Source organism: Sphingorhabdus sp. (genome assembly GCF_044239045.1).
GTDB lineage: Bacteria > Pseudomonadota > Alphaproteobacteria > Sphingomonadales > Sphingomonadaceae > Sphingorhabdus_B.
In genome coordinates this window covers 69,748-82,589 of the sequence record NZ_JBIICD010000009.1, presented here as the reverse complement: position 1 = coordinate 82,589, position 12,842 = coordinate 69,748, and the positions used below count along the sequence as shown (strand labels likewise).

The 12,842-nt window shown below is 57.0% G+C and carries 11 protein-coding genes and 1 riboswitch; of the genes, 1 reads left to right on the top strand and 10 read right to left on the bottom strand.

The annotated features are described in order from the left end of the window. The coding region (locus ACILP4_RS05500; protein ID WP_395619742.1) for a UDP binding domain-containing protein at positions 1-539 on the top strand (539 nt) is incomplete at its 5' end. Positions 540-556: 17 nt separating this feature from the next. On the opposite strand, the gene ACILP4_RS05495 is transcribed toward ACILP4_RS05500, so the two are convergent. The 10 genes from ACILP4_RS05495 to ftsZ form a co-directional block, all read right to left on the bottom strand. Beyond that, the gene (locus ACILP4_RS05495) at positions 557-2,116 is read right to left on the bottom strand and encodes a fatty acid--CoA ligase (protein ID WP_395619741.1); all 1,560 of its coding nucleotides are present in this window, start codon (positions 2,114-2,116) and stop codon (positions 557-559) included. 96 nt (positions 2,117-2,212) lie between these two features. Next, entirely contained in the window at positions 2,213-2,842 is a 630-nt protein-coding gene (locus ACILP4_RS05490; RefSeq protein ID WP_395619740.1) for a DUF938 domain-containing protein, read from the bottom strand. Then, on the bottom strand, positions 2,839-4,407 hold the full coding sequence (gene gcvPB, locus ACILP4_RS05485; RefSeq protein WP_395619739.1) for an aminomethyl-transferring glycine dehydrogenase subunit GcvPB: 1,569 nt from the start codon (positions 4,405-4,407) through the stop codon (positions 2,839-2,841). Before gcvPB ends, ACILP4_RS05490 begins: the two co-directional genes overlap by 4 nt. Continuing rightward, a complete protein-coding gene (gcvPA, locus tag ACILP4_RS05480; RefSeq protein ID WP_395619738.1) occupies positions 4,404-5,762 on the bottom strand; it encodes an aminomethyl-transferring glycine dehydrogenase subunit GcvPA in 1,359 nt (452 codons plus the stop codon). Before gcvPA ends, gcvPB begins: the two co-directional genes overlap by 4 nt. A gap of 36 nt (positions 5,763-5,798) precedes the next feature. After that, positions 5,799-6,170 (bottom strand): glycine cleavage system protein GcvH, encoded by a 372-nt coding sequence (gcvH, locus tag ACILP4_RS05475; RefSeq protein ID WP_395619737.1) that lies wholly within the window; start codon positions 6,168-6,170, stop codon positions 5,799-5,801. After that, the gene (gene gcvT, locus ACILP4_RS05470; protein ID WP_395619736.1) at positions 6,167-7,315 is read right to left on the bottom strand and encodes a glycine cleavage system aminomethyltransferase GcvT; all 1,149 of its coding nucleotides are present in this window, start codon (positions 7,313-7,315) and stop codon (positions 6,167-6,169) included. The genes gcvH and gcvT overlap by 4 nt, the downstream gene beginning before the upstream one ends. Before the next feature lie 182 nt (positions 7,316-7,497). Next, a riboswitch (glycine riboswitch) is annotated at positions 7,498-7,586 on the bottom strand. 34 nt (positions 7,587-7,620) lie between these two features. Beyond that, entirely contained in the window at positions 7,621-8,277 is a 657-nt protein-coding gene (locus ACILP4_RS05465; RefSeq protein WP_395619735.1) for an NAD-dependent epimerase/dehydratase family protein, read from the bottom strand. Beyond that, positions 8,274-9,425 carry a deoxyguanosinetriphosphate triphosphohydrolase gene (locus ACILP4_RS05460; protein ID WP_395619734.1) on the bottom strand — a complete coding sequence of 384 codons (1,152 nt, stop codon included), beginning with the start codon at positions 9,423-9,425 and terminating at the stop codon, positions 8,274-8,276. The genes ACILP4_RS05465 and ACILP4_RS05460 overlap by 4 nt, the downstream gene beginning before the upstream one ends. A gap of 39 nt (positions 9,426-9,464) precedes the next feature. Further along, entirely contained in the window at positions 9,465-11,147 is a 1,683-nt protein-coding gene (locus ACILP4_RS05455; protein ID WP_395619733.1) for a tetratricopeptide repeat protein, read from the bottom strand. 112 nt (positions 11,148-11,259) lie between these two features. Next, positions 11,260-12,765 (bottom strand): cell division protein FtsZ, encoded by a 1,506-nt coding sequence (ftsZ, locus tag ACILP4_RS05450; RefSeq protein WP_395619732.1) that lies wholly within the window; start codon positions 12,763-12,765, stop codon positions 11,260-11,262. Positions 12,766-12,842: the final 77 nt, after the last annotated feature.

Below are 12,842 nucleotides of genomic sequence, written 5' to 3'. Positions count from 1 at the left end.
CTGGCCCAGGCTATGGCGGCAGTTGCTTTCCAAAGGACACTCTGGCGCTCCTCAAGACCGCTCAGGACCACGAAACGCCTGTTCGGGTGGTTGAGGCCGTGGTGCAGGCAAATGACCTTAGAAAGCGCGCTATGGGCCGCAAGATCATCACGGCGCTGGGCGGCGATGTCCGCGGCCTGAAGATTGGCCTGCTTGGCCTGACATTTAAGCCCAATACCGACGATATGCGGGATGCGCCGTCCATTGCGATTGTTCAAACCTTGCTCGATGCCGGCGCAATCGTGCACGCACATGATCCCGAAGGTATGGAAGAAGCGGCCAGAATCCTGCCCGAGGTGATCATGGCCAGCAGTGCCTATGACGCGGCGCAAGATGCACATGCGATAGCCTTGATCACCGAATGGGACGCCTATCGCGCACTTGACCTGAAAAAACTACACGCCGCCATGGCGGGCGATGTCCTTGTCGATTTACGCAACATCTACCGACCTGAAGATACAGCGGCTGCAGGGTTTAAATATGTGAGCGTGGGGCGCTGATTAATATTGTCAGCGGGTTAGTTTACCTGCCGCTCATAGCCAGCCCAATATGGCGCGCGTAAATCCTTGCGCAGGATTTTGCCCGATGCATTGCGCGGCAACGCCGCAATGATGTCAACCGAACGCGGAACCTTGAACCCAGCGATACGCTCGCGGGCCCAGCCAATGACGCTCTCCGCGTCAATTTGTGCGCCGGGCTTGGGAACGCATACCGCCTTCACCGCCTCCCCCCATTTGGCGTCCGGCACACCAATCACAGCGACCTCCAATATATCGGGATGCCCGTAAATCGCGCTTTCGACTTCAGCAGGATAGACATTTTCGCCGCCCGTGATGATCATGTCTTTCACGCGGTCGTGGATATACATATATCCGTCCTCATCCAGATATCCAGCATCACCGGTTTTAATCCAGCCGCCATCGGTAACGGTGCCTTTCGTGGCGTCGGGTAAGTTCCAATAGCCAATCATATTGTTCGACGACCGCGTCCAAATCTCACCCACTTCGCCCACCGGAACATCGTTCCCTGCACCATCCACCACGCGCAATTCGACGCCAGGAAGCGGCTTACCCGCCGAGCGCATACGTTTATTGCCATTGGGATCATGGTCCTCAGGCGGCAACATGCAGATTGTGCCCGTCGTTTCCGTCATGCCATAGACTTGGATAAATTCTGCGCTGAACACATCCATACACTGGCGCAACAGTTCAAGCGGAATAGGCGCTGCGCCGTAGAGAATATATTTGAGACGGCTATAATCGACGCTGCGGCAACGCGGGTGGTTGACCATCATCTGCAAAGCGGCAGGAACGATAAAAAGCCTAGTTGCCCCGCCCTTCTCAATCGCATCAAAGACGGAATCTGGCGAAAATTCCGCCTGTACAAGCGCGGGCAGACCTGACGCCATAGCCATGATACCAAGTCCAGTTCCACCAATATGCGCGCAGGGCATCGCGATAAGGACGACCTCATCATCGTCCCATTTGCTATAGGCATGCGCCTCTTCGGCCGCATTTTTACGTAGCGCGAACAGGTTCCGGTTGGAAAGCACCGCGCCTTTGGGATTACCCGTCGTGCCGGAGGTGTAAAGTTGCAGCGCGGCGTCATCAGGGCCAGCAGGTTCAAACGCAACGCGCGCCGAGGCGGCAATCATCGCGCGGGCTTCCTCTTCGGCTATGACCCGATCAACACCAGCTATATCCTTGGCCAGAGCGTGCACGCCCACCTCAAACCCCTGCCCCGCAAAAAGCACGCGAGCGCCCGTATCCTTGGCGATATAGGCCCATTCGGCAGGCGCAAGACGCCATCCGACGGGCACCATCACCACTCCAATCCGCGCCGCGCCGTAAAAAAGGGCAAAATATAGATCGCTGTTTTTGCCAATCCAGGCAATCCGGTCGCCTTTTTTTAGACCTAACCCAAGCAACATCGCGACGATCTTCGCGGTGCGCTCCTCCAACTGGCCATAAGTGAAATGGTGGTCATCTTGCGAAAGCGCAGCCCAGTCGGGCCGCTCCGCCGCCCAGTGCGTTAAAAAACCATCAAAGCTTACTATGTCGTAGCTGGCAACGGCCATGTCATTCTCTCCTAACACTGGCCATTTTTTCGCAGCGGCCTAATGCAATGTGTTGAGAGATTATCGCGGCATGTCAATAATGTGATTTGCGGACGACTAAGCGCGGAAAATCAATGAAAGATTGTTCGCTGGCATGGCGATGACTTGGTCAAGGCGTAACCCTATTTTGTCCGCTTCTTCAACAATATCATCGACATAGCGCAGGCCCCATTCGGGATTTTGTTGCCGCAACGACATATCGAACGCAGCATTGCTGTCGGCCAGCGGGACGCCGTGTTGGTTGTAGGGTCCGTACATGAAAAGCACGGCAGACGGCGGCATTACACGCGCGGCGTTGCGTAGTAGACCCAAGGTGGCCGCCCATGGACTGATATGCGTCATGTTGATGCAGATGACCGCATCCGCGTGCGATATCGGCCAATCTGCCGATGCGTCGAGTTGCATCGCGGGCCGCACATTGACCAATTTGGTGTCCGCGCGCCACGCGTTAATCGATGCAATAGCGATAGGATCCGGGTCGCTAGGTTGCCAGATCAGCCCCGGAAAGCGCTTTGCAAAGTGCACGGCATGTTCGCCGGTTCCGCTTGCCACTTCGAGCACAAGGCCCTCCGCCGGAAGCACGCGCGCCAGTGTTTCAGCAATCACATCCCGGTTGCGCTCGGTCGCCGGCGCGTGGCGTTTTACGTCCGGGCCGCTTTCGAAGATGAAGGGTTGCGGCCCGCTCATTCTGCTGCAACCGCTTGTTCGGGTTCGCGCCAGACCAACACAGGCTTTCGCGCAGCTTGGGTTTCATCAAGGCGGCGGCGCGGCGCATGATGCGGCGCGGACTTTAGCGCGGGATCACCCGCTTTGGCCCGTTCCGCGACTGACCGCAGCGCACCGATGAACTGGTCGAGCGTTGCTTTGCTCTCGGTCTCAGTGGGTTCCACCAACATCGCACCATGCACGACAAGCGGGAAATATACCGTCATCGGATGATAGCCTTCGTCAATCAGGCCCTTGGCAATATCGAGCGTGGAGAAGCCTTCGGCCAAGCCGTTATCACTGAACAATGCCTCATGCATGCACGGGCCACTATGGGCGAAGGGCGCCTCCAACACATCTTCCAGACTGCGTAAGATATAGTTGGCGTTCAGCACCGCATCTTCCGCGACTTGGCGCAGGCCATCTGCGCCATGGGACATGATGTAGGCCAAAGCACGCGTAAACATGCCCATTTGCCCGTGGAAGGCGACCATGCGGCCAAAGCTGGAGCCGTAGCGTTCGCCAGCCGTTTCCTCCTCGACAAGACGATAATGGTCACCGTCCTTGTCGATAAAAGGCAAAGGCGCATAAGGGGCCAATGCTTCGGACAGGACAACGGGTCCGGAACCTGGCCCGCCGCCGCCATGCGGGGTCGAGAATGTCTTGTGCAGGTTGATATGCATGGCATCGACGCCCAAATCGCCGGGGCGCACGCGACCGACAATCGCGTTGAAATTTGCGCCGTCGCAATAGACATAGCCACCCGCAGCATGCACCGCGTCGGAAATTTCCCGCATGTCCCGCTCGAACAGGCCGCAGGTATTGGGGTTGGTGATCATAACACCCGCAACATCGGGACCAAGCCGCGCCTTCAACGCCGCCAAGTCAACGCGGCCTTCCGAAGTCGCAGGAATATTCTCCACCGCATAACCTGCAAAGGCTGCTGTCGCCGGATTGGTGCCATGCGCACTTTCGGGGCAGAGGATAACCGAACGGGCATCACCGCGCGCGGTCAGCGCCGCACGAATGGCAAGGATGCCGCATAATTCACCATGTGCACCTGCCTTGGGCGACATCGCAACGGCCTTCATGCCAGTCAATGTAACCAACCAATGGGCGAGTTCGTGAATAACCACTAGGGCGCCTTGCACGGTCTCTTCAGGCTGCAACGGATGGACATCGGCAAAGCCCGCCATACGCGCGACTTTTTCATTCAGGCGTGGGTTATGCTTCATCGTGCAGCTTCCCAGCGGGAAGAAGCCAAGGTCGATTGCGTAATTCTGACGGCTGAGGCGCGTATAATGGCGGACGGTTTCAGGTTCGGACAGGCCGGGAAGACCAATGTCACGGTGCCGTTCCAGATTGCCCAAGCGCGATGCAACCTTTGGCGCTTCGGCCAAATCAACGCCGGTTGTTCCAGCGGTTCCAATTTCAAAGATCAATGCCTCTTCCAGCATCAACGCCTTATTGCCGGTATAGGTCGCAGGGGCGGTGTCGCCCGCATTGCCCATTTCGGGCTTCCAACCGCTTTGGTTGATGCTGCTCATGCCAAGATCTCCTGCAAAGCGGCGGCGAATGTTTCGACATCCGCATGGGTTGCGGTTTCCGTAACGGCCACGAGCAGTCCGTTACCCAATGCATCTATGTCGGGGTAAAGACGCCCAAGCGACACACCGCCCAATATCTTGCGGTCGGCAAGCGCGCGCACAACGGGTCGCGCTTCTTTCGGAAGCTTCAACGTAAATTCGTTGAAGAAGCTGTCATTGACCAATGCGACACCCGGAATTTGGGTAAGCCGATCCGCCGCGTGTACCGCAAGCGCGTGGTTCAACTGCGCTAATCCGCGCAGCCCCTTTTCGCCCAACAAAGTTAGATGTATACTGAAAGATAACGCACAAAGACCTGAATTTGTACAGATATTTGATGTCGCCTTTTCCCGACGAATATGCTGTTCGCGTGTAGACAGGGTCAGAACGAAGCCCCGCTTGCCTTCGGCGTCCACAGTCTCACCGCATAAGCGACCGGGCATCTGACGGACGAATTTTTCCTTGCACGCAAACAGGCCGACATACGGCCCACCAAATTGTAGGCCAACACCAAGCGACTGCCCCTCACCCACCACAATGTCTGCGCCCATTTCACCGGGTGCTTTAATCGCGCCCAAGGCAACGGGTTCGGTCACGACGGCAACCAACAACGCCCCATGCGCATGCGCCTTGGCGGCGATGGTGGACATATCCTCGATACGTCCCAAGATATCCGGATATTGCACCACGACGCAACTGGTCTCGCCGTCAATCGCGTCCAACAAACGTTGGCTGTCCGTTTGGGCCGAAAGCTCCGGCAATGCGATGTCCAGCCTATCACCAGTATATTGCGCCATTGTCTTGGCCACGCTGACATAATGCGGGTGCAACCCAGACGACAACAATGCCTTCGTCCGCTTGGTAATGCGGCCAGCCATGCCAATGGCTTCCCAGCAAGCCGTAGACCCGTCATACATCGATGCATTAGCCACATCGCAGCCGAACAGGCGCGCCACCTGCGTCTGGAACTCAAACAGCATTTGCAGCGTGCCCTGCGCGATTTCCGGCTGATAGGGCGTATAGGCGGTCAAGAACTCGCCACGCTGGATGATATGATCAACACTCGCGGGCACATGATGCTTATATGCGCCTGCACCCAAAAAGAACGGGTTATGCGACGCGGTCATATTTTGCAGCGCAAGTTCCGAAAAATGCCGTTCAACCGCCATTTCGCTGGCATGATTGGGAAGACCAGATATCGGCCCATCCAGTCGCGCTTCGGTAGGCACATCAACGAACAAATCATCAATCGATTGTGCTCCGATGACGCCAAGCATCGCTTGTCGGTCGGATGGGGTTAAAGGTAAATAACGCATTTCAATCTCCTTGGCCCGGAGGGCGGACGGATGAATTTAAAGCCCGTCGACAAATGCCTGATAAGCGGTAGCATTCATGAGGCTGTCGAGCTCGCTGCTGTCGCTTAAGGTGAGTTTGAAGAACCAGCCTTCGCCTTCGGGATCGCTGTTGACGAGCGCCGGATCGCCATCAAGGGCGGCATTGCCCGCAATGACTGTTCCGCTCACGGGTGCATAAACGTCCGATGCGGCCTTCACCGATTCCACAACCGCGGCATCACCGCCTTTTTTGAGCGTCGCGCCTGCCGCCGGAACTTCGGCGAACACGATGTCGCCCAATTGGCTTTGTGCATAATGCGTAATGCCGACTGTAGCGCTGTCGCCGTCCACTTCGATCCACTCATGATCTTCGGTGAAATAACGGGTCATATGTTCGCTCCTTTGCGATGATAATGATGTGGGACGAAGGGTAGATTGGCGACGGTGATAGAAACGCGCTTGCCGCGCACTTCGGCCTCAAGCGCCGTGCCGCTGGCGTTATGGCCTGCATCGACATAGCCCATGGCAATGGGCGCACCGACGCTTGGGCCAAAGCCGCCCGACGTAATGACGCCGACTTGCGCCGTGCCTGCAAAAATCGGCGCGCCTTCGCGGACAGGTAATTTGCCCTCTACAGACAGGCCAACCAGCTTGCGTGCGGGGCCATTGGCGAGCGCGTTCAGGATACGATCGGACCCAGCGAAACCACCTTCGGCGCGGCGGCGTTTGGAGATGGCAAAGGCGGCGTTGGCCGCAACGGGCTCTACATCAGGCGTCATATCATGACCATAAAGCGGCAAGCCCGCCTCAAGCCGCAGCGAATCGCGCGCGCCAAGGCCGATTGGCTTGACCTCTGGCTGCGCACAAAGCTGGTCGGCCAATGCCTTTGCGTGCGTGCCGGGCACAGAGATTTCAAAGCCATCCTCACCCGTATAGCCCGAACGGCTAATCCAGAGCGGTTCAGGATCTGTTTTGGGGCCCCAGAAGAAGGAACCCGCCTCCATGAAATACAGCGCGTCCACGCCCGGCACGACGCGCTTCAACGCATCAACTGCCTTGGGCCCTTGCAGTGCCAGCAATGCACGGTCTTCCATATTGTTGATCGTGATCTCGTCGGGCAGATATTCGCGCAAATAGCCCATATCGTCCCATTTCACCGCGCCATTGACGACGACATACAGGCCCATCGGTACGGCCGTAATCATCATATCGTCGAGCACGCCGCCATCTTCGGCCAGCAAGAGCGAATAGCGCATCTTGCCTTCTTTCAGTGCTGAGATATCGCCGGGGACCAGCGCTTCAAGCGCTTCGGCGGCACCGTCGCCGGTCAGCATCAACTGCCCCATATGGCTGACATCAAACAACCCGGCACTTTCCCGCGTCCAGATATGTTCAGCCATGATGCCTTCATATTGGATAGGCATGTGATAGCCCGCAAACTCGACCATGCGCGCGCCTTTGTCACGATGCCAAGCATCGAGCGGCAGCTCCAATATTTCTATGGGTTCGAGTTCGAAATCGTCTTCTTCGCTCATATCAGTCCGTTCAAAAGTTGCAGCAACCGACGCTGGATAGCGCCAAGTCTGCTGCCCCCTCTGTCACGGGTACCTGAGAGCTTTATCCGCAATAATTGCCATGCATGGCAAATAAAGCAGGTTACACCTTCGGTGGCGGATCTTGGTAAATGGCCAAGAAACGCGCTTTCCAGAGTGTCGCAAAAGCCGAAGCGGTCCTTTTGCCTGAGAGATTCCGGGGCGGTTGCTCCTTCGGCGGCCCCATGAAGGGACGCTCTCCCGCTTCGTCAGCGACATTTCCCCATTGGCGTTAGCATTTTACAGAGTCAACCGGCGAGCGCGCGGATGGAATCATTTTCGTGGATAAATACACCCTCGTCAGGTCTGTATGCCAATGCGGCGATAGCCTGAGCCAACACATCAGACGGCGTGGAGGCGAATCTCCGCATCGGTCCGATCATCAACCTATCGACCAGCGGCGACAACAAAATCCCAAATGCCTCGCCGGGACGATGCGTTTCGCGCTTGCCACCCGTCAGAAGGCTTGGGCGCATAATATCAATGCGTTGAAAGCCAATATTAAGAAGTTCTCTTTCCATTTCAGCCTTGGTTCTGAGATAGAAATTACCGCTGGCGGGCATCGTGCCGACAGACGAGACAGTAATAAAATGCTGGGCTCCGGCATTATGGCTGGCCGCTGCGAAGGCAAGCACGAGGTCGTGATCGACAGCCTTAAATGCTTCCTGCGAGCCTGCGGTGCGGATTGTGGTTCCTAAGCAGGAAATGGCGACGGCTGGCTTGATACGCGCGACAATCGCTGGCCAGTCATCGCTTGGCGCGACATGTTCGTGCACATTGGGTTTTGACTGCCCAGTCGGTCGACGGGAAACCAAATGCACCTCAGACCCACCAAGCGCCAGACAATCCACTAATTGTTTTCCGACCAAGCCCGAGCCGCCGGCGATGACTATCTTCCGCTTCACGCCGCGTTACCACAGTGTTCGCGGTGCCGGTCGGTGGCGTAACGATCGGTCATCCCAGCCAAAAAGTCGCCAATATGGCGGCTACGCGCCGGTTCCTGTTCGGGCAAATTCTCGCGCCATTCAGGCGGCAGCAGGCGCACATCATTGCGATAGATTACAAACAGTTCACGCACGATCGTCGACGCCGCTTCCGCCGCCGCATTCTGCGTGGGGTGGTGATAGAGATTTTGATACATAAAGGTTTTGAGCAGACGTTCGCGCGCTGCCATTTCAGTCGAGAAACCGCCGATCATCACCCCCGCATTGCGCACATCATCGGCATGCTTGATACCCAATGCGTTGATTCTTGCGCGTGTGGATTCGATCACGTCATTGACCATCACGCCAATCTGCTCACGCGTCAGTTCGCCAATCAGGCGGCGTGGCCGAACGTCAGGATAGCGCGCCAATATGGCCTGCCAACGTGCCGCCACAAACGGCAGCTCAAGTAATTGTTCGATGTCGAGCAGCCCTGCCCTGATGCCATCGTCAATATCGTGATTATCATAAGCGATATCGTCACTAATCGCCGCAATCTGCGCCTCTAACGAAGGCCAATTGGTCAGGTTTAGGTCAAAGCCGGCATGCACTTCGGCCAAGGCCCAACCGGGGTTGGCAACAGGACCATTATGCTTGGCCAGTCCTTCCAGCAGTTCCCAGCTTAAGTTCAATCCAGGCCATGACGGATAAGGCGATTCAAGTTGCGTGAGCGTGCGCAGCGTCTGTGCATTATGGTCGAACCCGCCAAAGGGTTTCATCGCTACTTCAAGCGCGTCCTCGCCCGCATGGCCGAAGGGCGGATGGCCAATATCATGCGCAAGGCACAAAGCCTCCGTCAGATCCTCGTTTAGGCCCAGCGCACGCGCTATCGTCCGGCCAATTTGCGCGACCTCAAGACTATGTGTCAGGCGGACGCGAAAATGATCCCCATCGGGCGAAATAAAAACCTGCGTTTTGTGGCGCAGGCGGCGAAACGCGATCGAATGGATGATACGGTCGCGGTCACGCTGAAAAATGTCACGCGGTCCGCGCATATCGCTTGCCGGTTCGGCATGCAGCCGACCGCGGCTACGGTCAGGAAAGGAAGCATAAGGAGCAAGTTGCGACATGGCGTGCTTATGCCGCCAAGTGCCGCGAACCGGAAGCCGCTATTTTGTTTTCAACGGATTAACGACCTCGCCGATCTCGCTTTTCCACATAAAGGCGTCACCACCCGCCTTTTTGTAGTCCCCTTCCCACTTTTTCGCGGCTTTTTGATCTGCAAAAGGCCCAACCAATAGCCGATCCGTTCTGCCCCACTCGGCCGTGAAGGCGTTCCGGGATTTTAGTAAGCCCGCATAAGTTTTGGAGAGTTTGCGATAATCAAAGCCAAGGGCGTTGGCATTTCCGGTCGCGATCTGCACCCAGAAGCGCGCAGGATGATCCTTTTCAGCCTTAGCCTTGGCCGCAATTTTAGGATCGACCTTAACGACGGGTTTTAGCTTTTTCAAATCGACAGGAATTTGCGACGGCCGCTGCTCGCTTTCAGGAATATCAATCGCCGCCACAATGGCGCTTAGGTTAAAGCTGGACGACGCCACGCGCTCCGCAGGCGCGGGTTCAGGCGTTTGTGCGGCAATAGCGGGTGCCTGCGATATAGGAAGTGGCTCGACCGTTGATCCGCTGCTTTGAGCTGGTTGTGGCGTAATGACCGCGGGCACAGCTACCGCCGTTGTCGGTGCTGGTGCTGTAGCAGCGGGCGTCGGCGTGCTTGCCGGCTTGGGCGATGTCGCACTGACCAGTGGGCGAACCGTTTCTGGGACCGGCAGCGCATTATTGCTTACGCTGGCAATCCGGGTAGTTTGCGGCTCCTCGATTTTGGTACGCGTGGTGGCAGTGCCAAGCCGGGGCGTCTCGGTCTTCAGGCTGTTTTTACTGTCGCGCGATGGCGCAGCTTTTGGTCCAAGCGCGGTGCCCGACGGAATAAGGCGATTTTCCCCGGAAACGATGGGCGCTTGCGGTGCCGTCGATGCAATACGTCGGACCTGTTCACTGTCCCGTCCGACCGCTTGGCCCGTTGGGAAGTGCCCCAAATGTATGGCCGCTGCTTTCTGCGCATCCGTCAGCGAGGGCATTAGCCGGAAAAAGCGCTCCATACGCAGCGCCGAGCTTGCATCCATGAAACCTTGGGCGACTCTCGTCGATTCACGCAAATCCCCGCGGGCCGCCAGCATGAAAGCACGGGCCCGCCACGCGGTAGCGCTGTTGCGTTGTAGCAATGGCAGCAGCATCGCGTCGGCAGCTTCTTTTTGCCCCGCAAGCGACAAGGACACCGCTTGGCGAATGATGAGATCATCGGAGGTCGACGCTGTTCGCGCCAGTTTATAATCCTGCTGCGCGCGGCCAAAATTACCCAGAAGGTCAAAGGCCAAGGCACGGTCCAGCGCAATCGCACGTTCATTTGCACCAAGGCGCACGGCTTGATCAAACAAACGCAGCGCTTCAAATGGATTTTCAGTGCGCACGGTCGCCGTCGCCAGACCGGATACGATGCGGCTATTGCCGGGACGCAGCGTGTTGGCACGCGTGAAGAAGTTCAAAGCAGCATTGGCATCCCCCAAAGCAAGTGATGCATTGCCAGCATCAGCCATGGCATCTGCATCGGAGGGGTTAATGGATATCCGGCGCATGGCCGCACGCAACTCAGCCGCACCAGCGGGCTCCGAGATTATCGGTGCAGCAGGGGTTGCCTGGTCAAGTGCCTCAAGCGCGCTTTCGTCAACGACTTGCGCGAACACGCCCGATGATAAAGCGAGCGCGCAGAATATCCCTGCACCACGTAACATTGTCACATTCATTCGCCCTTATTGGAATGCCGATTGCCGGACGCAAAGCATGTTTACGCAATGCTCCGACAAACGGTTGCCTAAAGCGGACGAAATGACAGTGCGCTGCCCACGCAGCTTAGGAGTTGTTCTGCCTGTCCAGAAAACGCGGAACGCTGGTGCTGCTTGCGCCACCATCGCCCTTGTCATTTTCGTCATCCGAGCGCGAGAGGCCACGTGACAGGTTCGACATGCGTTCAAACAACGTACCACCCGTGGGAAGACGAGGTGCCGCACGCTCAGGCGCCTGTGCCACATCGACCGGTGCAGGTGATGGTGGATTTGCATCTGCCGGCGTGTTCAGTTCAAGCGCATCTGCACCTGCCCAAGACGTAGATGGAAAGCCGTTCGACTCAGGCAGCTTTTCTTCGCTGGCTTCGTTGGCTTCTGGGGCTTCGTCATCAGCTTCTGGAGCTTCGAAATCGCTGCCGAGGATCAAGCTGTCGTCTTCTGCCTCTGTTTCTGGCTCCGCTACCGCACTTGGCTCTTCGACAGGCGCGGAATCGGTGTTTTCAAACAAAGACGCTGTTGGCGCAGGCGCCACCGCAACAGGCTCTGGTGCCGGACGGCTGAACGAAAATGGCGTGCGCGCTTGCGGTGCTGGCGATGCGGCTACGCCGTCATTGTCGATACCGGTTGCGACGACCGAAACGCGGATTTTACCATTCAGATTTTCATTGAAAGCCGACCCCCAGATGATGTTTGCATCAGGGTCCACCAGCTCACGAATATGGTTCGCAGCTTCGTCTACTTCCATCAGGCGCATGTCTTCACCGCCGGTAATGGACACGATAACGCCCTTTGCACCTTGCATCGACACACCGTCGAGCAGCGGGTTAGCGATCGCCCGTTCCGCCGCTTCAAGCGCACGGCCATCGCCTTCGGCTTCGCCAGTGCCCATCATCGCCTTGCCCATTTCGTGCATGACGGACCGGACGTCGGCAAAATCCAGGTTGATCAGGCCAGGCATGACCATGAGATCAGTGATACCACGAACGCCCTGTTGCAGAACTTCGTCGGCCAGCAAAAATGCCTCTTTGAACGTCGTGTTCGGGTTAGCGACCAAAAACAGGTTTTGGTTCGGAATAACGATGAGGGTGTCCACATGCTGCTGCAGCTCGGCAATACCGGATTCTGCAGAACGCATCCGGCGCGATCCTTCGAAAAGGAACGGCTTCGTTACGACGCCAACGGTCAATATGTTCATTTCGCGCGCTGCCTGCGCAATCACGGGCGCAGCACCAGTGCCGGTTCCGCCGCCCATGCCAGCCGCGATGAAGCACATGTGACAGCCCGCCAAAGCGGACTTCACTTGCTCAATGGTTTCTTCTGCAGCGGCACGTCCAACCTCGGGGCGTGAGCCTGCGCCAAGACCTTGCGTAATCTCGGGACCAAGCTGAATGCGATAATCCGCAGGCGAAGCGTTCAATGCCTGCGCATCGGTATTCGCAACGACGAAATCGACGCCTTCAACCTTAGAGCTAATCATATTGGCTACCGCGTTACCGCCGGCACCGCCAACACCAATCACTGCAATTTTCGGCTTCAATTCGTCAACCATGGGTGGTCCGATATTGATGCTCATAATTTTATCCCCTTAGCCTCTTTGGCTTGTTCGAAATTTGCATGCTTTTGGCACAAAAGCGTAAAGGGCACATCAGA

What these genes read in the sequence shown, in the direction of transcription:
- ACILP4_RS05495 (WP_395619741.1), bottom strand. Translation starts at nt 2,116, where the DNA reads ATGGCCGTTGCCAGCTACGACATAGTAAGCTTTGATGGTTTTTTAACG.
- ACILP4_RS05490 (WP_395619740.1), bottom strand. Translation starts at nt 2,842, where the DNA reads ATGAGCGGGCCGCAACCCTTCATCTTCGAAAGCGGCCCGGACGTAAAA.
- gcvPB (WP_395619739.1), bottom strand. Translation starts at nt 4,407, where the DNA reads ATGAGCAGCATCAACCAAAGCGGTTGGAAGCCCGAAATGGGCAATGCG.
- gcvPA (WP_395619738.1), bottom strand. Translation starts at nt 5,762, where the DNA reads ATGCGTTATTTACCTTTAACCCCATCCGACCGACAAGCGATGCTTGGC.
- gcvH (WP_395619737.1), bottom strand. Translation starts at nt 6,170, where the DNA reads ATGACCCGTTATTTCACCGAAGATCATGAGTGGATCGAAGTGGACGGC.
- gcvT (WP_395619736.1), bottom strand. Translation starts at nt 7,315, where the DNA reads ATGAGCGAAGAAGACGATTTCGAACTCGAACCCATAGAAATATTGGAG.
- ACILP4_RS05460 (WP_395619734.1), bottom strand. Translation starts at nt 9,425, where the DNA reads ATGTCGCAACTTGCTCCTTATGCTTCCTTTCCTGACCGTAGCCGCGGT.
- ftsZ (WP_395619732.1), bottom strand. Translation starts at nt 12,765, where the DNA reads ATGAGCATCAATATCGGACCACCCATGGTTGACGAATTGAAGCCGAAA.